At 62.9% G+C, this 25,241-nt stretch carries 22 protein-coding genes; 4 read left to right on the top strand and 18 right to left on the bottom strand.

What is annotated here, in order from left to right; translation table 11 throughout:
* Positions 1–181 precede the first annotated feature (181 nt).
* The 3 genes from prpB (at position 182) to I41_RS24125 (ending at position 3,737) form a co-directional block, all read left to right on the top strand.
* Positions 182–1,054: a methylisocitrate lyase gene (prpB, locus tag I41_RS24135; RefSeq protein ID WP_145435586.1), complete on the top strand. Its 873-nt coding sequence runs from the start codon at positions 182–184 to the stop codon at positions 1,052–1,054.
* A gap of 3 nt (positions 1,055–1,057) precedes the next feature.
* Positions 1,058–2,179: a bifunctional 2-methylcitrate synthase/citrate synthase gene (prpC, locus tag I41_RS24130; protein WP_145435585.1), complete on the top strand. Its 1,122-nt coding sequence runs from the start codon at positions 1,058–1,060 to the stop codon at positions 2,177–2,179.
* Positions 2,180–2,288: 109 nt separating this feature from the next.
* Positions 2,289–3,737, top strand: coding sequence for a bifunctional 2-methylcitrate dehydratase/aconitate hydratase (locus I41_RS24125; protein ID WP_145435584.1), 1,449 nt, complete (start codon positions 2,289–2,291; stop codon positions 3,735–3,737).
* 15 nt (positions 3,738–3,752) lie between these two features.
* On the opposite strand, the gene I41_RS24120 is transcribed toward I41_RS24125, so the two are convergent.
* From I41_RS24120 to I41_RS24035, 18 genes are all read right to left on the bottom strand, one after another.
* Positions 3,753–4,658 carry an Fpg/Nei family DNA glycosylase gene (locus I41_RS24120; protein WP_145435583.1) on the bottom strand — a complete coding sequence of 302 codons (906 nt, stop codon included), beginning with the start codon at positions 4,656–4,658 and terminating at the stop codon, positions 3,753–3,755.
* A 44-nt stretch (positions 4,659–4,702) separates the two neighbouring features.
* Positions 4,703–6,208, bottom strand: a complete 1,506-nt coding sequence (locus tag I41_RS24115) for a magnesium chelatase (RefSeq protein ID WP_145435582.1) — start codon at positions 6,206–6,208, stop codon at positions 4,703–4,705.
* 240 nt (positions 6,209–6,448) lie between these two features.
* On the bottom strand, positions 6,449–7,585 hold the full coding sequence (locus I41_RS24110) for a glycosyltransferase (RefSeq protein WP_168207127.1): 1,137 nt from the start codon (positions 7,583–7,585) through the stop codon (positions 6,449–6,451).
* Between the two features lie 329 nt (positions 7,586–7,914).
* A complete protein-coding gene (locus I41_RS24105; RefSeq protein ID WP_145435580.1) occupies positions 7,915–8,697 on the bottom strand; it encodes a glycosyltransferase family 2 protein in 783 nt (260 codons plus the stop codon).
* Positions 8,698–8,800: 103 nt separating this feature from the next.
* On the bottom strand, positions 8,801–10,240 hold the full coding sequence (locus tag I41_RS24100; protein WP_145435579.1) for an arylsulfatase: 1,440 nt from the start codon (positions 10,238–10,240) through the stop codon (positions 8,801–8,803).
* A gap of 139 nt (positions 10,241–10,379) precedes the next feature.
* The gene (locus I41_RS24095; RefSeq protein ID WP_246133742.1) at positions 10,380–12,155 is read right to left on the bottom strand and encodes a S10 family peptidase; all 1,776 of its coding nucleotides are present in this window, start codon (positions 12,153–12,155) and stop codon (positions 10,380–10,382) included.
* Between the two features lie 217 nt (positions 12,156–12,372).
* Complete coding sequence (locus tag I41_RS24090) at positions 12,373–13,287, bottom strand: cytochrome c (RefSeq protein WP_145435578.1); 915 nt, start codon at positions 13,285–13,287, stop codon at positions 12,373–12,375.
* Between the two features lie 55 nt (positions 13,288–13,342).
* Positions 13,343–13,663, bottom strand: coding sequence for a type II toxin-antitoxin system RelE/ParE family toxin (locus I41_RS28735; RefSeq protein ID WP_145435577.1), 321 nt, complete (start codon positions 13,661–13,663; stop codon positions 13,343–13,345).
* Positions 13,660–14,013, bottom strand: coding sequence for an addiction module protein (locus I41_RS24080; protein WP_145435576.1), 354 nt, complete (start codon positions 14,011–14,013; stop codon positions 13,660–13,662). The genes I41_RS28735 and I41_RS24080 overlap by 4 nt, the downstream gene beginning before the upstream one ends.
* Positions 14,014–14,081: 68 nt before the next feature.
* Positions 14,082–14,936 (bottom strand): hypothetical protein, encoded by an 855-nt coding sequence (locus tag I41_RS24075; RefSeq protein WP_145435575.1) that lies wholly within the window; start codon positions 14,934–14,936, stop codon positions 14,082–14,084.
* Positions 14,933–15,325 (bottom strand): hypothetical protein, encoded by a 393-nt coding sequence (locus I41_RS24070; protein ID WP_145435574.1) that lies wholly within the window; start codon positions 15,323–15,325, stop codon positions 14,933–14,935. The genes I41_RS24075 and I41_RS24070 overlap by 4 nt, the downstream gene beginning before the upstream one ends.
* A 240-nt stretch (positions 15,326–15,565) precedes the next feature.
* A complete protein-coding gene (ilvD, locus tag I41_RS24065) occupies positions 15,566–17,248 on the bottom strand; it encodes a dihydroxy-acid dehydratase (protein ID WP_145435573.1) in 1,683 nt (560 codons plus the stop codon).
* A 264-nt stretch (positions 17,249–17,512) separates the two neighbouring features.
* Entirely contained in the window at positions 17,513–18,016 is a 504-nt protein-coding gene (locus tag I41_RS24060; RefSeq protein ID WP_145435572.1) for a GNAT family N-acetyltransferase, read from the bottom strand.
* A gap of 217 nt (positions 18,017–18,233) precedes the next feature.
* A complete protein-coding gene (locus I41_RS24055; protein WP_145435571.1) occupies positions 18,234–19,007 on the bottom strand; it encodes a YqjF family protein in 774 nt (257 codons plus the stop codon).
* A 187-nt stretch (positions 19,008–19,194) separates the two neighbouring features.
* Positions 19,195–20,889, bottom strand: a complete 1,695-nt coding sequence (locus tag I41_RS24050) for an FAD-dependent oxidoreductase (protein WP_145435570.1) — start codon at positions 20,887–20,889, stop codon at positions 19,195–19,197.
* 164 nt (positions 20,890–21,053) lie between these two features.
* Positions 21,054–21,590 (bottom strand): rhodanese-like domain-containing protein, encoded by a 537-nt coding sequence (locus tag I41_RS24045; protein WP_145435569.1) that lies wholly within the window; start codon positions 21,588–21,590, stop codon positions 21,054–21,056.
* A gap of 363 nt (positions 21,591–21,953) precedes the next feature.
* The gene (locus I41_RS24040; RefSeq protein ID WP_145435568.1) at positions 21,954–22,721 is read right to left on the bottom strand and encodes a glycosyltransferase family 2 protein; all 768 of its coding nucleotides are present in this window, start codon (positions 22,719–22,721) and stop codon (positions 21,954–21,956) included.
* 245 nt (positions 22,722–22,966) lie between these two features.
* Complete coding sequence (locus I41_RS24035) at positions 22,967–24,109, bottom strand: C45 family autoproteolytic acyltransferase/hydolase (RefSeq protein ID WP_168207126.1); 1,143 nt, start codon at positions 24,107–24,109, stop codon at positions 22,967–22,969.
* 328 nt (positions 24,110–24,437) lie between these two features.
* On the opposite strand from I41_RS24035, the gene I41_RS24030 reads away from it, so the two are divergent.
* Positions 24,438–25,070: an HAD family hydrolase gene (locus I41_RS24030; protein WP_145435566.1), complete on the top strand. Its 633-nt coding sequence runs from the start codon at positions 24,438–24,440 to the stop codon at positions 25,068–25,070.
* The last annotated feature ends 171 nt before the right edge of the window (positions 25,071–25,241 follow it).

Genomic DNA, 25,241 nt, shown 5'->3' with positions numbered 1-25,241 from the left:
GGGTCTCGACAACTTACCAACAGGTAAAGCGGCCGCCTCCGCGCGGGGCGGCCAAAAGTTGCTGATTCTCCCCACGGCAGCAAAACGTTAGAATCACCCGCTTGAGGGTCGCCGAGTTCGCTCGCGACCCTCGTTGCGTGTCGTTCGACATTTCACTGACCAGCGGAGCGAGGCAACCGACGTGGCTACACCGGGCGAGCGATTTCGAGCGGCCATCGACGCCGAGCGACCCTTGCAGGTCGCGGGTGTGATCAACGCCTACGCCGCCCTGCTGGCGGAGCGGGCCGGGTTCAAGGCGCTCTATCTCTCCGGGGCCGGCGTGGCCAACGCTTCGTTCGGGCTTCCCGATCTCGGGGTGACCAATCTTGCCGAGGTCTGCGAGGACGCCCGGCGGATCACCAGCCGCACCGACGTGCCGCTGTTGGTCGACGCCGACACGGGGTTCGGCACGGCCCTGGGCATTCGCCGCACCATCCGCGAGTTCGAGCGGGTCGGCGTCGCGGGGTTGCATCTCGAAGACCAGATCGCGGCCAAGCGCTGCGGGCATCGTCCCGGCAAGGGGCTCGTCGACGCGGCCGAGATGTGCGATCGCGTGAAAGCGGCCGTCGACGCCCGGCATCATCCGGCGTTCGTCGTGATGGCCCGCACCGACGCCGCGGCCAACGAGGGCGTCCAGGCAGCGATCGATCGGGCGAACCGCTACGTCGCCGCCGGCGCGGATATGATCTTTGCCGAGGCGCTGACGACGCTTGACGACTACCGCAAGTTCACCGCCGCGGTGAAGGTTCCCGTACTGGCAAACATCACCGAGTTCGGAAAGACGCCGCTGCTAACGACCAAGGAACTCGCCGGCGTCGGCGTGCGGCTCGCCCTCTACCCCCTCTCGGCGTTCCGAGCGATGAGCCGCGCCGCCGAAAGCGTGTACGCCGCCATCCGTCGCGACGGCACGCAGCGCGGCGTCGTCGACCAGATGCAAACTCGCGACGAGTTGTACGACGTGCTCGACTACCATCAATACGAGCAGTTGCTCGATCAGCTCTACCCGGAGACATAAGTGATGGCGGAAGCGGCGATTCAATCAGGACTCCGCGGCGTGGTGGCGGGGACCACGAGTCTTAGCAGCGTCGGCGCCGGCGGCGACAACCTGCGCTACCGCGGCTACGACGTTGAAGACCTCGCGTCGCACGCCATTTTTGAGGAGACGGCGTACCTCCTGCTCTACGGCAAGTTGCCGACGCGGACTGAGCTCGATGCTTACTTGTACAAACTCCGTGGAATGCGGGAACTGCCGGCGGCGCTGAAGGATGTGCTCGAACGCATTCCCGGCGACACGCATCCGATGGACGTCCTGCGAACAGGCTGCTCGATGCTGGGGACGCTCTATCCGGAACGCAGCTTTGCGGAGCAAGACGCCGTAGCGGACCGGCTGCTGGCGTCGCTACCTTCCATGCTGGGTTACTGGTATCGTTTCACGAAGTTCGGGGAGCGCATTGCGACCGCAACTCCCGATGCGACAATCGCGGGGCAAGTGACCCGTTTGCTGACGGGACGCGAGCCGAGCGAGGAGATTCGGCGGTTCATGGAGGCGTCGCTCACGTTGTACGCGGAGCACGAGTTCAACGCCTCGACGTTCACCGCCCGGGTGATCGCGGGGACGCTGTCGGATTTGTACTCGTGCGTGACCGGCGCCATTGGCGCGCTGCGGGGTCCGCTCCATGGCGGCGCCAACGAGGCGGCGATGGAACTGATCGAGCAGTTCCGCGAACCGGATGAGGCGGTGGCGGCGGTGAAGGCGAAGCTCGCCCGCAAGGAGAAGGTGATGGGCTTCGGCCACGCTGTCTACAAGCAGCGCGATCCGCGGAACGACGTTTTTAAGGAGTGGTCGCGTAGGTTAGCGAAAGGGGCGGCTGACGGCTACCTGTTCCCCGTCTCCGAGGCGATTGAGCAACTGATGCGCGACGAGAAGCGGCTCTTTCCCAACGCCGACTTCTACTGCGCCACCGCGTACCACTTCGCCGGGATCGCGACGCCAATGTTCACTCCGCTCTTCGCGATCGCTCGCGTCAGCGGTTGGTGTGCGCACATCAAAGAACAACGAGCCGACAACAAATTGATCCGTCCTGCGGCCGAATACGTCGGCCCGGATCACGTTAACTTTATTCCGCTTGAAAGAAGATGAACCGCCAAGGACGCCAAGGACGCCAAGTACGCCAAGGGGGAAAGGCAAACATTGCATTTCCTTGCCGCTCTTGCCGTCCTTGGCGGTTAAACGCATTTGGAACGAATGAATGTCCGCACACGACTACAAATCGGCGAAGCGTCCCGAACCCGACCAGTTGTTGGTCGACATTGCCGACTACGCACTGAACGCGAAGATAGATAGCGAGCTTGCGTACGAGACCGCTCGCTACTGCCTGATGGATTCGCTCGCCTGCATGTTTCAGGCGCTCGACTATCCCGCTTGTACGAAGTTGCTGGGGCCAGTCGTTCCCGGCGCCACGCTGGCCGGCGGGGCGCGCGTGCCGGGATGTGGTTGGGAACTCGACCCCGTGGCGGCGGCGTTCAACGTTGGAACTCTCGTCCGCTGGCTCGACTTCAACGATACATGGCTCGCTGCGGAGTGGGGGCACCCGTCGGACAACATCGGGGCGATCCTCGCCACGGCCGATTACGTGAGTCGCCGCAACCGCGCCGCCGGCAAGGCGCCGCTGACGATGCTCGACGTGCTGTCGGCGATGATCAAGGCGCACGAGATTCAGGGCGTGCTGGCGCTGGAGAACAGCTTCAATCGCGTCGGCCTCGACCATGTGCTGCTGGTGCGGATTGCCTCGACGGCGGTGGCGACGCAGCTTCTGGGAGGCAGTCGCGAGCAAACTATTAACGCCGTGTCGAACGCCTGGATCGATGGCGGTGCGCTCCGCACTTATCGCCACGCGCCGAACGCCGGCTCAAGGAAGAGTTGGGCCGCGGGCGATGCGACCAGTCGCGCCGTGCGGCTGGCGCTTATCGCCCTCACGGGCGAGATGGGCTATCCAGCGGCGCTCAGCACGCCGAAGTGGGGCTTTCAAGACGTGCTCTTTCAAGGAGCAGGGCTAACGCTCGCTCGCCCACTGGGGAGCTACGTGATGGAGAACGTCCTGTTTAAGATCTCATTCCCGGCGGAGTTTCATGCCCAGACGGCAGTGGAGGCGGCGATGCAACTCCATCCAGTCGTGCGCGAGCGTCTCGACGAGATCGAATCGATCACCATCGAAACTCAAGAGCCAGGCGTGCGGATCATCGACAAAACGGGTCCGCTGTCGAATCCGGCCGACCGCGACCACTGCATCCAGTACATGACCGCCGTCCCGCTGATCTTCGGCCGCCTCGTCGCGTCGGACTACGACGACGTCGTGGCGAGCGACCGGCGCATCGACCGGTTGCGCGCGCGGATGCGCGTCGTCGAGAACCCACAGTTCACGAAGGACTACTACGATGCCGAGAAGAGGTTCATCGGCAACGCGGTGCAGGTGAAGTTCAGCGACGGCACGCAGACGGAACGCGTCGAAGTAAATTTCCCGATCGGACATCGTCGTCGTCGTGAGGAGGGGCTGCCAATCCTGGAAGAGAAGTTCCGCACCAGCCTGGAGCCTAGGATCGGCGTCGAGAGGTTCGCCAGACTCAACGATCTGTGCCGCAGTGCCAAACGACTGCACGCCATCGGAGTGGACGAGTTCCTGCCGCTCGTCACCGCATGAGCGCGGCGACTCGGGCTACTTGGCCTCCCACTCCTCAATTGTCCGCGGCCAATCGTCCTTGAGCAGGCGCGAGAGCGAGCGGTCCGCCAGCACCCTGCCGCCGGTCTGACAGCGAGCGCAGTAGTTCGTCTCGTTGTCGGCATAGCGAATCCGCTGCACGGGCGCCGTGCAGGCGGGGCATGGTTGACCGAACTTGCCGTGCACCGCCATGGCGGGATGAAAGGCAGTCACTTTTTCCGGAAAACTCTCGCCGACTTCCTTGCGCAGTCGATCGAGCCACGCGTGCAACGTCTCCCGCATCGCGGCGTGGAGTCGCTCGATCTCTGCATCGGAAAGCTTGCCTGTCAGCATGATGGGAGACAACCGCGCCGCGTGCAGAATCTCGTCGCTGTACGCATTGCCGATGCCGCTGAACAACCGCGGCGACGCAAGGCTGCGCTTGAGCGTATGGCTTTCAGAACGCAATCGCACTGCGAACTCTTCCAGCGAGCACTCCAGTGGCTCGATGCCCTGCGGATCGTGCTCGGCCAAGCCCGCGGTTCCCTGCACCATGTTGATCGAAGCCCGCCGCTTCGGACTCGCCTCGGTGAGCATCAGGAGGTCGGCCGGGCCGTCGGTCTCGCCAAACGCAAAGGCCGCGAGATCTGTTTTGCTGCGTGGCAGCTTACCCGGCTTCTTGCGATGCAGCCTGCCGGCGATCATGAGATGGAGGACCAGAAACAGCTCGCCGTCGAACTCCCAGACAATTCGCTTGCCGATGCGCCTGAATCCGACGATGCGCCTCCCTTCGATCGTCGATAGCTCGGGCTCAAAAGTTCGCACCACGAACGGACTGCGCAGGGAGACGTGCTCCACGGCACGGTTCGCGTAGAAGCGACGCAGCGACTCGCAGTAAACTTCAATGTCTGGCAACTCGGGCATCGACGACGATCCTGGGCAGGTGCATCAATGCCATTGTCGCTGCCTCAAGTCTCGTAAACAATCCGCCCGTGTCGCTGGCTGCGGCTGATTTGATCGGTGGCATACAAGCCCGCAAGGACGAACTCGATGCACGCCGCCCGTACGGCGGGATCCTGGCTGGCGTTCACCTCGAACGCTTTGTCCCAAATCGGCGGGACGCGTTTCACTAGTTCGGCGTAATGCGACGAAGGCAGCATGTCGCCGACTTCGATGCGGACCCCCTCGCTGAATATCTTGCCGATCTCCGCGATGCCATGCTTGTCGACGTATTCGCCGAAGACGGTGGCGATCGCCTCCGCAATGACCGCATCGAGCACCTGCCGCTCGGTCATTTGGTGGGTGCCCATCAGGTCGAGTTCGAGTTTGCCGAGCGACGACGCGTAGAGATGGCCGAGGTCGCTGATACGCGGCACGGCAGGAGTCTCGCCGAGGACGACGGCGCGATGGCGGGCCGAGGCGAGCATCGTACGGTAGTTGGCGAGCGAGAGGCGGGCGCTGACGCCCGATTCGTGGTCAACGTATTTCGACGTGCGCGCGGCGCGGCTGATTTCTTCGATGAGTTCCTTCATGAAGTAAGGGACGACGACATCGGAAGGGGGAGGGCTAAAGGGGGAGGGGGGAAGGTCTTGGGCGAAATCAGCATCCGTTTCTTCCGCCTTTCCCCTTCCTCCTTCCGCCTTTGCGTCCACTTCCTGCTCCAAGATGCGCACGCCTAGATCGCGTTCTAGCGGGTAATGCGTGTGAATGATCGAGCCGATGCGGTCCTTGAGCTGCGGGATCACCTTGCCCGAGCGGTTGTAGGTGGCCGGATTGGCGCTAAAAAGGATCATCACGTCGATGTCGAACTTGACGGGATACCCGCGAATCTGCACGTCGCGCTCTTCGAGAATATTAAAGAGTCCGACCTGCACCAGTTCGTCGAGCTCCGGCAGTTCGTTCATCGCGAAGATGCCGCGATGCATCCGCGGGATCAGGCCGAAGTGAAGCGCGTCTTCGGCGCTCATGCTGACGCCGGCAGCGAGCTTCGAGGGATCGATCTCGCCGATGATGTCGGCGAACTTCGTACCGGGCGACAGTCGTTCGGCGTAGCGATCTTCGCGGCGCCACCAGGCGATCGGCACATCGTCGGGGGGCGAACTGCTCACCAGCACGCGACCGCGCTTGGTGATCGGTCGATACGGATCGTCGTGGAGCGGAATGGCCGCGTCTTCGATGTAGGGAATCGCCTCGTCTAGAAAGCTACTGACGAGCCGCATCAGTCGACTCTTGGCTTGCCCCTTTTCGCCGAGGAACAGCAGGTCGTGCTGCGCAAGCAGCGCAATGTTCAACTCCGGCAGCACCGTATCGTCGAAGCCGATGATGCCGGGGTACAGCTCTTCGCCCGTCTTCAGTTTGAGGAGAAAGTTGTCGTGGATTTCTTGCTTAACAGTCTTGCTTTGCCAGCCCGAGGCGCGGAGTTCGGCGAGATTTCGCGGGCGGCGTTCAATGTCGGTCAGCGAGGGTGCGGGCATGAAGATGATATTCGTGGGATGGGTGAGGCTAGCCGAACCGCCAAGCGGTCTGGGGGAAGCGGCGAAAGGCTTGGCAGGCGATGTCGGGCGGCACTTGCGACCGGAGGGCGTGGCCCTCCGGCTAGCGGCGGATCGTTACTCGAGCAACGGACTTTGCGCCGTGCATGATTATAGCGCGAGGCGAGCGCGTGCCAACCAAAGGTGTTTCGCTCGCAGCAGGCGAACGGATGCCGTTGGAAATTAGGCGGCCCGGCGGGAAGTCGCCGGCGTCGACTCTTGGCCGCGGAGGAGCTTGTGGAGGCCGTCGATAACCACGGGGGCTCCTTGACGTACGTCGACCCGCAGTACGGCGTGGGCCGAACGTTCGACGGCAGCGGGGATTTCAGCCTCCAGCGGCGCGACAATTACCCGACATGCCGCCCCCTGGGAAAGCTGAGAGCGATTTGGCCAGAGCAGCACTTCGAGCTCGACGCCCGCGGTGCTTTCGCGCAGTGATTGAGACAATTGCCGGGAGAGTTCCGCCTGCTGGTCTGAACCAATCACGCGCGTCGAGACATGCTGCAGGCTGCGGCAGCGAATTCCCTCCAAGCAGCGCGTCAGGACGACGGGCCGCTGGAAGTAAGCGACGTTTGGGCCTTGGCTCCATTGCTGCGGCGTCGTGGAGTGCGGCGGATGCCACAGGTGAAAGCCGCAGGTGTAGCCGAGGGCTGTGGCGATGCGCACGCCGTTCCGCCGCAACCGGCTCGCGAGGTCGTCGTCTTCGCAGCCCCAACCGCAAAACTGCTCGTCGAAGCCGTTGATTCGTTCGAGCTGGTCGCGCCACACCGCCATGTTCCAACCGACGAGCTTCGGTCGATTGGCATGGCGCATGAACTGGTAGCCTAGCGACTTGAGGTGCAGGCGGCGGAGCGCCTTGCGAAGCTTCGGGTCGACCCATTGCAAAAACTCGCCGTTGCGGATGGCGGCTTCGTCGATGCGCTGGCTGGTCGCCTGATCGAGTCGAATGCAGTCGCCCGCGCGAGCGACGCCGGCACGACGGGCGTCGAGGTGTCGGCGCAGGTGGTCGGCGGGGAAGATGCAGTCGCCGTCGGTGAACAAGAGGTAGGGCGCCGTCGACGTGCGGATGCCCGAGTTTCGGCAGCGGGCAAGTTGGAAGCCTTCGTGCGGATGAGTCGAGAACTTCAAGGGGAACGACGCTGTGCGGCGGAACTGGGCGACAACATCGGCCGTTTCATCCTGCGAACCGTCGTCGGCGACAATCACTTCGAAAAGGCCGTCGACCCCTTGCTGTGCGGCGAGCGACTGCAAGCAACGGCGCAGATGGTCGGGACGCTGATAGGTCGAGACGATTGCGGAGATTTGCAGCGGCGCGGTCACGGACGAACGACTCCCAGCAACGGCATCGACGGCACGGAGTTCAACGTGCCGGATAGTAGCCAAAGGAGCCCAATGCCCGCGAGGCCGATTTTGCAGCTACGGGCCAACGACTCACCGGAGCGACGAGCAAGACCAACCACCAAGGCACGAAGGGCACAAAGACGCACCAAGCAAGACAAGGGAGGGCTTCTAGCATCGTCCCCTGGTTTCTCATCCGTCTTTTCTGTTCCCGGTATTCCCTCGAGTTTCTTCGTGAGCTTCGTGACTTGGTGGTTAGTCTTCTGAACCCGTTCACGAGTCAATGCCCCGCCAGAGCGAGTGCTAGCAGCCTACGCGGCCTGCTCGATTGACAGCGGAAACTCGCGTTCGTTCCCGTCGAGATCGGTGATCCGACGCAGGCCATGCCGGTTTGCCACCAGCGGGGCATAGTCGCGGGCTCGAAACGCGGCGTAGACCAGCGGCGACTCGTGCCAGTGTTCGACGGAGACGTCAGGGCGGTAGAGCACGCGACAGCCCCGCTCCTTCAGTCGCAGAAAGAGCTCCTCGTGGTCGTCGAACTTGAGCGGCGCGAACCAGCCGCCAATCTCTCGGAACAGTTCCGTCCGTGCGAGGAAGAACTGCGGCGTCAAATCGCAGTCAAACGCCTCGCCGCGGGCGCCGGCGTGGCCCCGAACCATCCGCAGGGTGTCGCCGTCGCGACGCATCACGCCATGGTAAACCTGCCGACGGCGGCTGACCCACATCTTAAAGCGTTGCTCGCAATCGATGAGGTCGCCGGCGACGAGATCGGCTTCGTGACGCTGGAGCGTTTCGAGGAGCAGTTCAATCTGCGTTTGGGCGGTGAAGGCGAAGTCGTCGTCGAGGGTGAGGAAATAGGGCGTTTGGACGAGCTCCAACAGCGCGTTGCGGCCGGCGGCGACGCCGATATCGACCGGCAGGCGAACATAGTCGACGTCGGTCCGCGGATAGGGCGTCATGCTGTCGTCGCCGACGATCACCCGCAGCCGCGGATAACGACGCCGGATGCTCCGCACAAGCCGATCGAGCGACCTCGGCCGTTCGAACGTCTTTACGATGGCAGTCACCTGCTCAGCGACGCCCGCGCTTCGCATGCTAGCTAGCCCCCAAGTCTGCCGAGGAGCGACGCCTTCCCGCGAGGCGTCTCATTGAATTCATCGGCTGAGGGTCGGCGGAAAGTGATTCAATCCGCGCGGTTCACGGAGAGTCGAGCGCCGGGAAGGGAAACTCCTTCGATGGTACATGCGATGCGCTCGCGATCGTGTCAATTGCTTCTAAGACGTCGGGATGATTGCCGACGACGTCGGTCGTCTCGCGGGGATCATTCGCCAGATCGTAGAGCTGCCACGGCTGCGGTCCCTTACCCAAACCGACGCGAACGCCCTTCCAATCGCCGTGCCTGACGGCCTGCACGCCGCCGTTCGCAGGAAGTTCCCAGTAAAAGTCGCGACCGACGCGCGGTGGTTCTTGGCCGAGCATCACTGGCAAGAGATCGACGCCGTCGACGTCGGCTGGCGGCGTCGCGCCGGCCGCGTCGCAAAGCGTGGGGAGCAGGTCCCACATCGCCGCGGGAGCATTTTCGGTGCTACCGGCCTTGATCTTCCCGCTCCAACGGGCGATGAGCGGGACGCGGATTCCTCCTTCGTAGACGTCGCGCTTGCGCCCGCGCAGGCCGGCGGAAGAGTCGAAAAAGTCCGAATCGGCGCCGCCGATGCGATCGAACGTCGGGCCGTTGTCGCTGGTAAACAGGATCAGCGTATTCTCATCGAGCCCCAACTCGGCGATCAGATCGACGATCTCGCCGACGCCGCGGTCAAGCTGGCTGACCATCGCCGCGTAACCGGCGTGAGGGCGCGGATGCTGGTGATACTGACCATCCTGCTGGTAGGGCGCCTCAGGCATCTCTGCATACTGCGCGATGGCTTCTTCGGTGGTCTGGATGGCCAAGTGCGGAACGATCACCGGCATGTAGAGTAAGAACGGGCCTTCGCGCTGCTTGCGGATGAACTCCTTGGCGTTTTCGACGAACGTGTCGTGCGAGTGAGTGGCGCCAGTGGCGTCCTGGCCGGTGTTGCCGGGCAACGGTTCCTGTTCGCCGTTTCGCCATAAGAAGGCAGGGTAGTGGTTGTGCGCGTGTCGCTGGCAGTAATACCCGTAGAAGAGATCGAAGCCCTGCATCGTCGGCGAACCGGTGGTGCCGTAATGCCCCAGGCCCCACTTGCCCGTCGCGCCAGTGGCGTAACCGCGGCCGTGGAGCAACTCAGCCAGCGTTACCGTCTCGTCGGGAATGGGACGTTGGCCGGAGAATTTAGTGTCGTACTTCTCTTCGACCCAGTCCCAATGGCCCTTCTCGCCGTTATCCCGAATGAAACCGTGGCCGGTATGCTTGCCGGTCATCAGCGCGCAGCGGGACGGCGCACAGAGCGGCGAGCCGGAGTAGAACTGCGTGAATCGCATCCCGTCGCTCGCGAGCGCGTCGATGCGAGGCGTCTTGATCAGCTTTTGGCCGTAGCAGCCGAGTTCGCCGACGCCCAAGTCGTCGGCCATGATCAGGATGATGTTCGGCCGTTGGCCCGGCTCAGCGGCGTGAAGATTGGTGCATGCCAGCCAAGCGATCGCTAGTAAACTAAGAAGCATTCTGCGCTTGGCAGCCCCTGGCTCCGCCAGGGGGTAGCACTTCGCAGGACGACGCCTACCGGTATGGTGACCGACCCCCTGGCGGAGCCAGGGGCTAGAGGAATGCGGGAGAATCATCGTTGAGGTCGCTCCGGCGGATCTAGCGCTGGTCGGCCTCGTCCATCTCCTGGTCCACAGGCGAGAGGGCCGAGTCGTAGAATTTTACCAGGTCTTTGCGGAGCTTGGCCAGCGACGGCTCATGGGCGTACATCATGTGCCCGCCGTGATAGTAGTCGGTAGTGAAATTTTTTCGCACTTCCGGGACCAGATTCAGATGGTCGCGGGTGTACTTCATGGCAAACGCCGGCGTCGCGAGATCGTAGTAGCCGCACGCGGCGAAGACCTTGAGGTATGGATTTTGGATCATCGCATCCCGCAACGTGCCCGAGGCGTCGACGAAGCGATTGGTGAACTCGCTGTAATCCCACGGGTGGACGTTGCCGGTGAGAATCTCATAGACGCGATCTTCTTCCACCTTCAGCGTGCCGCGGAGATAGTCGTTGAGCGCCGAAGTAAACGCGCCGAAGACGGCCGAGGCGCTTGGATCGTAGTCGGTGGTCGAATCAACCTCGTCAAGTGCGAGGCCCGAGTAGCGGCTGTCGAACCGGCCAATGATCTTGCCCTGCTTGCGGAGTAATTCTTTGCCGAAGCGAGCCATCGGCACGCGGAGGTTCGACGCCTCGATGTAGTCTTCCGAGAGCCCAGTCAGCTCGGCCATCCGGGCGACGATCTCTTCGCGACGATCCTTTTCCAGCGAGTCGCCAGCCATCAACGCTCGCAGGTAGGGGCCCGAAGCAAACTTCTCCGCGGCGGCGACCACTTCTTCGACCGATTGCTTCTGCAGATCGTCGCCGAGCGCTTTGTGATACCAGGCCGTCGCCGCATAGCCGGGCACAAACAGGGCGTAAGCGACGTCGTTGTTGCCGTACGCCATCAAGGTTTGGAAGTCGACGACGCCCGAGACGAGCACCACGCCGTTGAGATACATGTGGTAGCGGTCTTGCAGCTCGCCGCTGAGTCCGGCCGCCCGAATGCCGCCGTAGCTCTCGCCGAGTAGAAACTTTGGCGACGCCCAACGGCCATACTTGGAGGTGTAGTCGTGAATGAACTGGCCGACGCTGCGGATGTCTTCGTCGTAACCATGAAACTGCTTCCTGTCTTCCCCTTTGGCCGGACGGCTGAAGCCCGTGCTCACTGGATCGATGAAGACGATGTCGGTAACGTCAAGCAGCGAATACTCGTTAGGGATGAGCTCATGCGGCGGCGGCAGCGTGCCGGCGTCGCTGTCGAGCTTCACCCGCTGCGGTCCGAGCATGCCGAGATGAAGCCAGACCGACGAGCTGCCAGGACCGCCGTTGAAAGCAAACGTGATCGGCCGCTTGTTGGGACCGGCGGGCGCGTCGTCGTCCGGTTCGTCGTCGTCCGCTGACTCTTCTCCCTCGCCCTCTTCGCCTTCTCCTTCGATGTCGCCCTTTTCCTGTTCGCTCTTCTTCTCGTTCTTCGCAGCCGCCTCGGCCTTTGGGTCGTCCTTCGTATAGGCGATGTAGAAGACGCTGGCCTTCGGCGTGCCGTCGTCGGTCTTGATAACCATCTTGCCGGCGGTGGCGGTGTAAGCGACTTCCTTGCCGTCGATCGTCACGGTGCCATGCGTCACAACCGGGGCGTCATCGGCCTTCTTCTCGTCGCCTTTCTTCGCGCCTTCTTTCGTCGCATCGTCCGCCGAGTCGTCCTTCTTATCGCCCGAGTCTTTCACTGCGGACTTGGGTTTCGACTCTTCGACGTCGTCTTGATTCGGCTTGGCCAAGCTCGGGGCAGCGACGGCCAGGAGGGTGATAGCGGCAAGGAGCAGCGACAAGAATTTGGCGTGATGCGTCATGATTAAGCGTGCTTGGGGAGTCCGTTCAGAGGGTGATTGCGTTCAAGAGATAGGTAGTCGTCATTCTGAGCAAAGCGAAGAATCTAGAAACATCGCAGGAGAGGCAAGATCCTTCGCTTCACTTAGGATGACCGTCGCTGACGGCCGCCCTTCTACTACGGCTTGGACGACGCCCCAGGTCGCGGCGGCGAACCTCAAATTCAGGGAACAATTCGCCTCAGTTACGATATTGCTCGTGGCAGCGAGCGCAGGCGGCCTCGACCTGCCTGAACTGCGGAGACGCCGAGGCTCCATCGCCAGCCTGCACCGACTGGCGCAATTGTGCCGCCTCGGCCACCGCTTCGTCTAGCCACTTGACCAGTTGCGGGTCCGAATTTTCCGCCATCCGCCGCGACTCGGTGAGCCCTTCCCACACCAGCAACGCTTGATGCGCCGGCGCCAAGTCGGCGTGATCCGCCGGCGTCTTCCAGTCCGCCGCCTGGCAAAGCTTCAGCCCGTCCCACGCTCGATCAAGCCCTGCCATGGCGCCAGCTAGCGACTCCTCTTTCACCGCTTCGACCAGCGGCGGCAACTTGGCGTCGGACGGCAACGGCTGGAACGCCGCGACGTCGCGCCATAAGCCTGTGTATTCTTTGCCCGTGCCGGCGAGCTTCATAAACTCCGCCGCCTGCTCGCGCGCCATGTCGCCGGCCGCCATGCAGGCAATCACGGCCGCCGCCGGCCCGCGATGCTTGCCGTGGTGGCAGTGGATGAAGATCGGCCCCTTTGCCTCGCGCATTACATGCGTCAGCGCGCCCTGCGCCTCGGCGTCGACGCCGTCGTAGCCGATCGGAATATGGACGTAACGAAGACCATGCTTCTTTGCCAACTCCAAATCGGGCTTGGCGCCATCGACGCTGACGACCGTCTTGACGCCCATCTCCGCGAGCTTCGAAAACGCCGCGTCCCCTTTCGGCTGACCGCCGGAGATGAGTTGCGGCGTGAGGGGGTGGACGTTCTCGATGGCGGGCTTCGACGCGACGCTTCCGGATTGCGATGCTTTGGAAGCGGTGAGATTCTCCTCTCCTCCCACCTGCGTCGCAAAGGCGACGAGGAGCCCAAATGCTGACGTTGCTATTTTATACTGCCGCATGTGGCGAATTCTCTCGGTAGCCGTTTACAGCGAAGTTGGCGAGTGCCGGTTAACGTCATTCGTCTTCAGGATCGCGCCGTCTCGACCAATAGTCAGGCTCCCGGCTCGCGTGCGCAACCGCTAGAATCTGAACGAAGTCCGCATGAACTTCATAGATAACAATGTATGGAAATCGGGGTAACTTGGCTCGGCGAATCTCTCCGCTCAGCCGAGTCGATTCTAGGCGAGCAAATAGTCGTGGATTTCGTTCAATCTGTGCCAGTGATCGCAAGAAGTGATCCGCGAATGTTACGCCCAATCCTTCGCATATCGTCTCATATCCCGCAATGGCATCAATGGCCTCCGATCGGGAGTCCCGATGGACGCGAACAATCATGGTCGCTTTCGCCCTACTAGCGACTGACGAATCGCGTCTATTGTCTCATCGATGGAATAAGTGACCGCCGTACCATCAGCGACTTCCCGCTGCCGGCGCGAAATCTCTGCTTCGAAATGCGGATCGTCAACGCTGAGAACGCCGGCGGGCTTCACGCTGTCCATAAGCATGTCAGCCAAGCGAACGCGTTCAGCGTCGGGCAGCGCCGTGGCGCCAACTGCTGCTGATTGCGTCGGGGCAGGAGATGCTGGCCTGTCGAGGCTGGCGATCAGCCGAGCGGCTAAGTCTGCTCGCACGGAGACCGGCAGATTTAGGGCGGCGTCGAAGATTGGGAAGGCGTCGGTGCTCATGTCGCGATTATACCGGCCACGTTTCAGGTTACTACAAAAACTGGAGCTTGATGGCTACCAAAAATCGCCTAGCGGTTATCTGTAGGGGCTGCCGTGCCCATTCCAGATCCCGGCACGCGGTAGCGAGCCAAAAACCACCCATCTGCCAAATCGCTCGCCCGCACCAGTTCATACGCTCCCTGCAGTCCGCCGACAAACGACGCCGGCGCCTCGCCAGGGGGATGCCACTCCAGCCACGCCCCCGCGTCGCCGTCGGCCAGTTCGAACCGCAACCCGCCGGCGTCAGAGCGCTCAATCGCCGAGATCGCATTGCTTGAACCGACGGGCCGCACCTGGTGGAGCAGCATCAACATTCGCGGCGCCCCCGGCGGGTAGGCCATGAACGGCCCCAGCCCCGGCACGTCGCTTCCGTCGCTCTGCGGCCACCGCTCGCGCAGTGCCGCAGCGAGCGGCTCCACCGCCGCGACCTGCCGCCCGAGCCGAAAACGCTGCCCCGCCCACGCGACGTCGCGCCAGGCCACGGCCAGCCCCAGCCACACGGCCACCAGCGCCGTGAAGGCCAACCACGATCGCAGCCGACGATGGCGCTGCGGACCGCACACGAGGGCGAGTCCGACGGTCGCCACGCTGACGATCGCAATGACGGCGATCACCTTCAGCGCCCGGGCGTGCGAGCTATCCGTCGCGACGGGGTCGGCGCCAACGCTCGCGTGCCCGAGCTCGTGCAGGACAATTCGATTGGCGAGCGCCAATCGATCTTGCTCGAACGCCAAATGCCGCGCGACGACCGGATCCGCAGCGATCCACGCAACCGAGCCGAGGAGCAATGCGACGTTGAGCGCCCAGAGCAACGACAGCCCCCAACTCGCGGTCGAGCGAACGCGAGGAGTCGTCGGCGCCGTCACTTGATCCGGCTCGCTCACGTTGCCTCGTCATCGCAGTGCGACAGCGCCAATAGTGCAACGCACGTTTCGAAGTTCTTCAACCGCCCGTTGCCATAGACGCCGCCGTCGGGCTTCACAAACCCTTCGATCGTCTTGAGCCCCTTGGCGACCATCGGATCGTCGACGGGCACGTCGTTGCGGAGCAGCGCGGTGAGCGCCATCGCCGTCAGCCCGGGGCCCGCTTGCGCCGTGAACGTCCCAACCTCCGCCTGCCCGACGGTGCGGAGATTTTGAATGCAGTCGGCGATGACGGCGGCGCGGTCAACCGCGGCTACAGGTTCCGCGATTGCCGTTTGAGCTCGGGCCGCCGTGGCACATGAGGAAGTGATAAGAGAAACGAGGGCAAAATAGGCGAGTGCCGATTTCATAAGAGACGCATGCTCCGAGGGAACGTCGGTACAGTCATCAGATTTTACCGCCAGACCCTAACACTGCGGAGCAAACCGAGCGCCAGTCTTGAGCTAATCACTCTGAGCGAAAGGGACAGTTCGAGGCCGATGCAGAGAGAACGGCGAGTCGATGAGTTCAGCAGGCGCGTCTGTTCGCTCGACGGACCTGAAAAGCCAGGTGCTCACGCACCCGGCTCGCCGCCGACCTGACGCGATGTCTCACTCATCTGTCACGCACCCTTCACTCGCGCTCTTCACATTCTTGATGTATTTGTAGAGCGTCCCACGCGTCGCCTTGAACGCTGGGGCCTTCCACGCCTTCCGACGCTTCTCGAATTCTGCGTCGCTGACTTCGACCGTAATGAGATTCGCCTCGGCGTCGAGCGTGATCTTATCGCCGTTTTGCACCAGCGCGATCGGCCCGCCGACCTGGGCTTCCGGAGTGACGTGCCCGACGATGAACCCGTGGCTGCCGCCGCTGAAGCGGCCGTCGGTGATGAGCGCGACGTCGGCGCCGAGGCCGGCGCCCATGATCGCGCTCGTGGGGGTGAGCATCTCCGGCATGCCGGGGCCTCCTTGCGGGCCTTCGTAACGAATGATGATCACATCTCCCTTAGTGATTTCCTTCCGCTCCATCGCGTGGAGCATCTCTTCTTCGCTGTCGAAGCAACGGGCCGTGCCGGTGAAGACCAGTCCCTCCTTGCCGGTGATCTTCGCGACGGCGCCGTCGGGGCAGAGGTTGCCGCGCATGATGCGGATGTGGCCGGTCGCCTTCAACGGCCTGTCAAACGAGTGAACGATCGTCTGCCCTTTCTTGAGACCGGGCAGGGGGGCGAGATTCTCGGCCACGGTCTTGCCGGTGACCGTTTTGCAACTGCCATCGATGAGGCCATGCTCGAGCAGCATCTTCATCACGGCCGGCGTGCCGCCGACTTCGTGAAGTTCTTCCTGCACGAACTTGCCGCTCGGCTTGAGGTCGGCCAGGTACGGTACGCGGTCGCTCACCGCCTGGAAGTCGTCGATCGTCAGCTCGACGCCGACCGAGCGAGCCATCGCCAGCAGATGGAGCACGGCGTTGGTCGAACCGCCGACCGCCATGATGACGACCATGGCGTTTTCGAACGCGGCCCGCGTCATGATGTCGCGCGGCTTGAGATCCAACTCGAGCAGTTGGTAGATCGCCTTCCCCGCGGCGAGGCACTCGCCGATCTTGTCGGGGTTCTCGGCGGGGATCGAGCTGCTGTAGGGCAGCGTCATCCCCATCGCTTCGATCGCCGAGGCCATCGTGTTTGCGGTGTACATGCCGCCACAGGCTCCGGCGCCGGGACAGCTATGGCGGACGATGTCTCGGCGTTCTTCCTCGGTGATGCGGCCCGCCAGGAATTCGCCGTAGCACTGGAACGCGCTGACGATGTCGCGCTTCTGCTCATCTTTGTTGGTGTGCGTGAAGCCTGGCTTGATCGTGCCGCCGTAGACCATGATCGCGGGCCGATTGAGCCGGCCCATCGCCATCAAACAGCCCGGCATGTTCTTGTCGCAGCCCGGCAGCGCGACGAGCGCGTCGTACCATTGCGCTTCCATGACCGTTTCGATCGAATCGGCGATGAGGTCGCGCGACTGGAGCGAGTAGCTCATGCCGCTGGTGCCCATCGAGATGCCGTCGCTCACGCCGATCGTATTGAACCTCATCCCCACCATGCCGGCGGCCTGCACCCCCTTCTTCACCTCGTTGGCGAGATCGAGCAGGTGCATGTTGCAGGTGTTGCCGTCGTACCACATGCTCGCGATGCCGACCTGCGGTCGATTCATGTCCTCTTCGGTGAGGCCAGTGCCAAACAGCATGGCCTGGCTGGCGCCCTGCGACTTCGGTTGCGTGATGTGGCTGGAGTATTTGTTGAGCATGAGAACCAGGAGTCAGGGGACAGGAGTCAGTAGCCGCGGGTCAACGACCCGCCGGAGCGTCCGCAAATGGAGCGCTCCTACAAATCGCGAGCCCCCCATTTTAACCATAGAGGGCTAACCGCGGCAGGCGGTTCGCGGGCCGAGAAATCCGCCTATTTCACAGATGTTCTTTGCGATTCTCTGCGCCTCTGCGAGAAAGCTTATCGGTAAGTTTCTCGCAGAGGCGCGAGGCCGCAAAGGAACGCAAAGGAAACGGAGAAGACGTTACTTGATCAGCCGCTGCATAAACACCACATCCAGCCACTGGTCGAACTTGCGCCCCACTTCGCGAAACCGCGCTACCTCGACAAACCCATGCTTCCCGTGGAGCGCAATGCTAGCCGCCTGCTCAGCGCCGATGCCGGCGACGATCGCGTGCAGTCCCAACTCCTGCGCTTGCCGAATCTGATGCTCGATGATCAACGAGCCGATTCCCTGGCGGTGATGTTCAGGATGAACGTAAACCGAGTTCTCCACCGTGAACCGATACCCTGGCTTCGAACGAAAGACGTTCAGCGATCCCCACCCGACGAGCTTTCCCCCGGCCGCGTCGTCGACGACCACGATCACCGGATGAATCGGCTCTCGCCCTGCGAACCATCGCTGGCGCTCCTCGAGCGACAACGGCTCCAAGTCGTACGTCGTCGTCGAGGTGAGGACGTAATGATTGTAGATCGCATTGATCGCCGGCAGGTCGGCGTCGGTTGCAGGTCGAATCGCGAGAGACATCGGGAGGCAAAGGAAAGAGGTCGTAATCGTTTAGGCACCTTCAGCCCCGGGCTCCGCCCGGGGGTAGGTTTCCATTCCGGTAAACATCGTCGCGCGTGATGCTATCCCCGGGCGGAGCCCGGGGCTGCACGCGACGTCACATCATCCCGGAAGGCGTGGCCTTCCTGCTAGACCAGATGATGCCTCTCGTTGCCTTGAGGTTCAGGAGCAGCCACGCTCAGCATACTCGCCGCCCCGCGTACACCCGCACCGCCGACCCATCAGCCCAGAATGCCGACCGCGGCTCGCCGCTTAGCGCCTCCCGCCAAGCTTCCCCGTAGATCGCCGCCACATGATCGCAGGCGAAACTGGCCGATCGGGCCGGACTATACCGCCAGGAGGGGTGCGCCACCTGGTACTCCAAGGCGCCGCGGGCGTGGTTCGAGTAGCCCCAATAGTGCTCAGCGATGTAGTGCTCGTGCGAGCCCTCCGCGAGCGGCAACGCTTCGCCCGCCGGTTCGAGGGAAATCCGCCCGCTGCCGTCGCGATACCGCCACCCATAGGTTAGCTGTCGCGGCACGCCGTCGCTGCCCGGTTCCAATTGATGCGTCATCGGCACGGCGAGGTAACGCTCGCCATACAACCGATTCGCGACGAGCGCCACCGCTCGCTTCGGCGCCAGTTCGCGGACGAACGCCACGCCCCGCCGCCAACCCTCCGGACCTCGCCGGCGGATGTAAAACCGCAGGTTCACCTCGACGAAGTTGCGATGAAGTGGAATCGGCACGCCGTAGAATGTTGTCCGCAGAAACTGAAACCCGATCACCGAGGCGTACGACTCGCCGTTCAAGTCATCAAGCTCCGTCCCCGCCGGCACGAGCGGCGCCATCACCGAGCGATCGACGGCAAAGTTGAGCATCGCCAGGTGCCGCCACTCGGCAGTCAGCAACGCCCGGCGAGCGGGCCATGTAAATGGCCTGTTAGCATCAATGGTCTCACCAGCGGAAATCATCACGCGCTCGTAAGGGCAAGAGGGTAGGGAGCTTCGCTCAAACGGTCTTCTGTGGGAGGCTTCTCCGACGCCGATTCCGCTCACCACGACAAGCCGTTCCGGTGGCACAACATCGCATCGGGGTCCGATACCCCTCCCACGGACTCTCCGTCTCAATCAGTCACCGCAAACTCCCACCGCGATTAACTCACGCTCCCTTCGCCGCCATCGTCTGCTTGTAGGTCGTATAACCGCCGCTCAGATTACGAACGTTGAACCCATATTGCAGCAAGATCCGCGTCGCCAGATACCCGCGCATGCCGACTTGGCAGTATGCAATGATCGGCCGCGCCGGATCAAGCTCGCCCAGCCGCGAGCGCAACTCGTCGACGGGAATATTCACCGCCCCCGGAATGCTCCCTGCCGCGAATTCACTCGCCATCCGCACATCAAGCACCAACTCAGGCGGGCCCAACCCCTCGGGCCGGCCCAATCCTTCGGACTGGCCGTCTTCAGCGGCCAGTTGCGGCAGATCGTCCCAGTGCGCCACCGGCTGGTCCCCGCGCACCACCCCGGCAGCGACAAACCCCGCCATGTTCACCGGATCCTTCGCCGACCCGAACTGCGGGGCATAGGCGAGTTCCAATTCTTCCAAATCGAACACGCTCATCCCCGCTTTGATGGCCACGGCGAGCACATCGATCCGTTTGTCGACGCCGGAGCGGCCGACCGCCTGCGCGCCGAGCAACCGCCCGCCGTCGGGGGCAAAGAGGAGCTTCATCGACATTTGCTTCGCGCCGGGATAGTAGCCGGCGTGATTGGCAGGATGAACGTAAACCTTTTCGTAGGGCGTTCCCGCAGCCTTCAGCGCCTTTTCGCTGAACCCCGTCAGCGCCGCCGCCATCTCGAAGACGCCGACGATCGCCGTGCCTTGCGTGCCGGCGTAGTGCGTGGGTCGACCGAAGATATTGTCGGCCGCGATGCGCCCCTGGCGATTCGCCGGCCCGGCCAGCGGAATCTGCGTCGGCGAACCGTCGAGCGAGCTATGCGTTTCAATCGCATCGCCGACGGCGTAAATGTCGGGATCGGCGGTCTGCATCTGGTCGTTCACGCGAATGCCGCCGCGGGGACCGACGGCCAGTCCCGCCTCGACCGCCAGTTTATTGTCGGGCCGGACGCCGACGCTGAGCACCACCATGTCGGCGTCGAGCGACTCGCCGCTTCGCAACCGCACGATGACGCCGTCGCCCGCAGGCTCGATGGCTGCGGCGGCGTTGCTCAACTTGAGCGTGACGCCCCGTTCACGCAGATGGTCGGCGACCGGAGACACCATCTCGGCGTCCCACGGGGGCAAGATCTGATTGGCCAATTCGACGACCGTCGTAGCGATGCCGCGGTGAACCAGATTCTCCGCCATCTCGAGTCCGATGAACCCGCCGCCGATCACGACTGCGCGCTGGGCATGCTTCGCCGCGGCGTGGAGGCGATCGGCGTCGCGCAATTCACGCAGCGTGTAAACCTGCGGCAGATCGACGCCTGGGACCGGCGGCCGAATCGGCGCCGCGCCGGGCGAAAGGATCAGCTTGTCGTACGGCTGGTCGTATTCGTCGCAATTTTCCAGGTAGCGAAGTCGCACCGTGTGATTCGCGCGATCGATCGCGAGCGCTTCGGTCCGCGTTCGCACGTCGAGCCGATACCGCTCGATGAGCCGCTGCGCCGGCGCCACCAGCAACTTGTCGCGCTGCTCGATCACTCCGCCGATGTAGTAGGGCAGCCCGCAATTCGCGAACGACGGCGCCTCGCCCCGTTCGACGAGAATGATCTCCGCCTCTTCGCTCAATCGCCGCGCCCGCGCCGCCGCCGAAGCGCCGCCTGCCACTGCGCCGATGATGACAATCCGCATTGCTTATTTCCTGTGCTCCTTCCTTCGCCCCTTCGCGCCTTTGCGTGAGATCAATCGAAGACGTGTCTCACGCAAAGGCGCGAAGGCGCAAAGAAAATACGATTAACGACTTGCTCTTTTTTTGTGCGTTTCGTGTGTTTCGTGGTTATAACGCATTCGCATCTCTAAGAACGATTCCAAGGCATCTTCGCCAGCATCATCCCCATGCCGCAGGTGTCGGTCACGCCGGCGAACAGGAGGCCCGCGCCGATGAAGGCCGACAGCCAGACGAACGCCGGGTGGACAAACCATGCGAGCAAGGCGCCAGTCAAGGCGAGCGAGCCCGCGGCGATGCGCACTTGTCGTTCCAGCGAGATTGTCTGCTTCCCGCGCTCTACGGGCAGCCCCGCCGCGACCCAGGCGTTCGTCCCGCCGTCAATGTTCACCACGGCGATCTGCTGCGCGGCGAGTCGCTCGCAAGCCTGCCGCGATCGCCCGCCCCCTTGGCAGATCATATAGAGCGGCCCCGTCCCCGCAGCTTGTCGAAGCTCGGCAGTGTGCTGATCGAGCACGTCAAGCGGCACATTGCGCGCTCCCACGGCATGCACGCCGCGAAACTCCGCCGGCGTCCGTACGTCGACGATCACGACCGGCTCCCCCGCGTGACGCCGCTGTTCCACGTCGCGCGGCGACGCATTGGCGATTGGATTGGCGGTCGACATGGCAATAGTCCTCAGTGTGCGGGCGAAACGTCCTTCCCGCGGGAACGAAGATGCAGAAGCGGCGCCGAAGTCGAGCGCGCCGCCACGGCCTCTCCAAGAATCAGAGTCGGCCTCAAGAATTGCGCCGACGGCGCAACGGCGGAATTGTAGCGGATCGCCGTGGCATCGAGCAGCCCGGGCTCGATGCGATGCTGCCCAGGGCCTGCCCTGCGGAGGAAAACGGCCACCAAGCCTGATCTGCCGCGCGGCCCGGGCAGAAGCGTCCAACGGTTCGCTTGCGTTTACCTTGCCGCAACCCGGAGGGGCGTGGCCCTCCGGCTAGTCGCATGCTCGCCAGTCTCTACCAGCGTCAAGCAACCGGCATCACGCGGCGCGCGTTTGTACGCCGGACGCTTCGATAATCCGCCCGTTGGCGTCGACCAACCGCGAGACGCCCATCTTTGTCACCGCCAGTGCGCTGAAATCGCGAACGTTCTTCGCTGCCGCGCCATCCTGCCAGCGCCAGGCGACCGCTGCGGGGCAAACGCCGACTTTCACGCCGAAGCGGCGGGCGCGAACGAAGAACTCCAATCGTTCGTCGACGAGCAGCTGCGGATCCCATCCCCCCATCGCGCGCACCTTATCGGTTCGGGCGACGAAGAAGTTGTGAGCGACGTCGCAGCCTTGCACGCCGCCAACGCCCGGTCGCGAGCCGGCCGTGACCTGCACGGCCTCCGCAGTGACCTCGACCGTCGCGTGGCCCGGATCCGCTTCGCGCTTGGTAAACAACCCGAACCGTCGCCGGCAGCGCATCATGTCGCCCGCCGCGATGTCGCATAGCCCGCCGGCGACTGCCTCGAGCAGCTTCTCGACGTGAGAGCCGCGGTTCAGTTCGAGGTTATCTTCCAGCAGCAGGAAGTAAGGCGTTCGGAGCCGCGCCAACAATGCGTTGCGGCAAGCGCTGACGCCGCTATCAAGGGGCATCTTTACCGGCTCGGCGCCTGCCACGGGCTGCGGCTGGCGGCTGTCGTCGGCCACCAGCACTTTCAGTTGCGGGTAGAGCCACGCGACGCTATGAATCAGTCGCGCGACGCTCTGCTGGCGCCCGTTGGTGTGAACGATAGCAGTCAACCGAGAGAGATCAGCGCTCACGATAGCACCTCGCGACGACAGCGGCAGAGAAGCGACGGCAGATACAATCAAAGGTATCGCCCGCCGTCACCGCGAAGTCCAGCACGATCGCCAATCGCGGCAGTTTCCTCCCATCTTGCCGCGACGTATCTCCTTTCTCTCTTCTCTGCGTCTCCGCGCCTCTGCGAGAGACTTTCTCAATTAAACTCGCGCGGAGGCGCAGAGACGCAGAGAAACTGCGGCGCAGAAATGCAAAGAAGCGACTGCTACCGCTTCAAGAGAGGCGCCAGCTCGATCCGCTCCATCCGGTTGAGCGACACCGGCGGCTTGCCGATCGCCAAATGGAGCACGAGATCTCGCGGCTCGAACACCATTGTCTGCAGCGTCATTTCGCCCTGATTGGCGCTGTCGAGCGCCGTTTGGACGTCGCGTACGTCGACTCGGCCGGCCTCTTCGCGAATGTCGAGGGCGTCGTAGCGCCAGCATTCTTCGCCGACGCTCGTGCGAGCGCAACGGAAATGATTGGTGCAGCGGACGATTCCCTCTTCCGCGTCGCGCCGTTCGATGTGGTCGGGGGTGATTTCAAACGTCGCCCCGGCATCGCGATCGCAGACGGTGAGGTTCATCCACGTCGTCGGCTTAACGCTGCGCAGCAGCTTCTCCGCTTCATCGACGGTGGTGCATTCTTCCATGATGCGGCGGAAGACGAACGCCAACGGTTCGCCGGCGGGATTGAATTTGCGTGAACCGTCGGCCGACTGCTCGACGTCGAGCGTGCCCGCGGCGAGACCGGCGTCGTTCATGCCGGAAATGACGCCGATCATGCCCGGAAAGCCGACCGATGCGAAGGCGTGTTTTCCCTCGGGGCGATAGACGATCACCATGCTGTACTTGTCGAGGTCGCCTAGGGTGGGGAAATCGAAGTTGCGTCCGAAGATCGGAGCGCCCGTTTCGCTGCGCGATGGTTCAACGACGATGGCGGAGCAGCCGAGCCGCCGCAGTTCGAGCAGCGTGTTGCCGACGGCCAGCTGATCGGTCGTGATGTCGCTATGCGCCGCAATTGCGGCGAGCTCTTGTCGATGCGCCTGCGGAGCGCGCGAGACCAATGTATTTCCGGCTTGCGTCACGAATGGCCAGAAGGCTTCGACGCCGAATTGCTCGGCAAAGCGCTTGGGGAACTCGACCATCGCCTTCCCCGGCTTGGCAAGCAATTCCGCATGCTGGCGGCCAATCTCTTCCGGCGAGCCGGTGAGAATGGCGACCGGCACGTTGCCCATCATCCGCAGTTCAGCGCCGTCTATCCGCTTCGCCGCAAACGCCGACTCGCCAACCGGCTTCGCTACCGCCGCCTGCACGGTCGCAGAGATCACGACGAAAACGATGATTGAACTTTTAACGACGTAAGACATTCTGCTGCTCATAGTCTGATTTTAGTTATCTACGAGAAAGCTAAAAACCACGAAACACACGAAAGAAACGAACAGGGAAACATGCGTATCCCTTACTGCTTTGCGTCTGCGCGCCTTTGCGTGAGACGCGAATAAGAACTGATTTCACGCAAAGGCGCGAAGGCGCAAAGGAATACAGAAAGCCGAAGGTATTCCTTTCGTTCTTTTCGTGTGTTTCGTGGTTAATCTCCCCGCATTCCAAGTTCACTCTTACCGCGGCGAACTGTTATAACAGAGTCCAGCCCCTCGCTCGCACCCCGATTCCTACTGCGAATTATAGGCGCCCCCCATGTCAGCTCAGCCGGTCTTCTGCTACTTCGACCTCGGCAACGTCCTCCTCTCGTTCAGCCATGACCGCATGTGCAAGCAGATGGCCGAGGTCGCCGGCGTCTCGGCCGAATTGGTCCGCCACGCCTTGTTCGAAACGGCCGGCAGCACCCGCAGCGTCCAGTGGCGATTCGAGCGAGGCGACCTGAACGTGCTAGCCGTCTACGATCACTTTTGCGAAACGCTCGGCGTCGAGCCGAACCGCGACGAGCTCTTTGCCGCCGGTCGCGACATCTTCGAGGTGATTGAAGAGAGCGTGGCGATCGTCGAACAACTCGCCGCCGCCGGCCATCGGCTGGGAATCATGTCGAACACCAACACGCTCGACTGGGAGTTTGTCACCTCGGGTCGTTATCCATTCTTGAACAACGCCTTCGAGCAGTACGTCCTCAGCTTCGAGGTCCGCTCGATGAAGCCCGAGCCGGCGATCTACGCGCACGCCGTGAAGCTCGCGGGCGCTGAACCAGGCCAGGTCTTCTTCACCGACGACCGTCAGGAAAACGTCGACGGCGCCCTGGCGGTCGGCCTCGACGCTACGCTCTTCACGACGCCCGCCAAACTCCGCGAAGACTTGATCATGCGCGGAGTCCTGTAGCCGCGGGTCAACGACCCGCCGGAGCGAGACGTAATGTGGAATGCTGAATGGGAAATGGGTAGGAATCGCGAGCAAGCTGTCAGTTCGAACTCCTCCCCCATTCAGCATTTCACATTTCCCATTGGTACTCCGCTCCGGCCGGTCGTTGACCGGCGGCTGCTAGCACCATGC

The sequence above is a fragment of the Lacipirellula limnantheis genome (genome assembly GCF_007746075.1).
Classification (GTDB): Bacteria; Planctomycetota; Planctomycetia; order Pirellulales; family Lacipirellulaceae; genus Lacipirellula; species Lacipirellula limnantheis.
The sequence above is the reverse complement of the archived record's forward strand: the minus strand, read 5'-3'. Positions and strand labels throughout refer to the sequence as shown.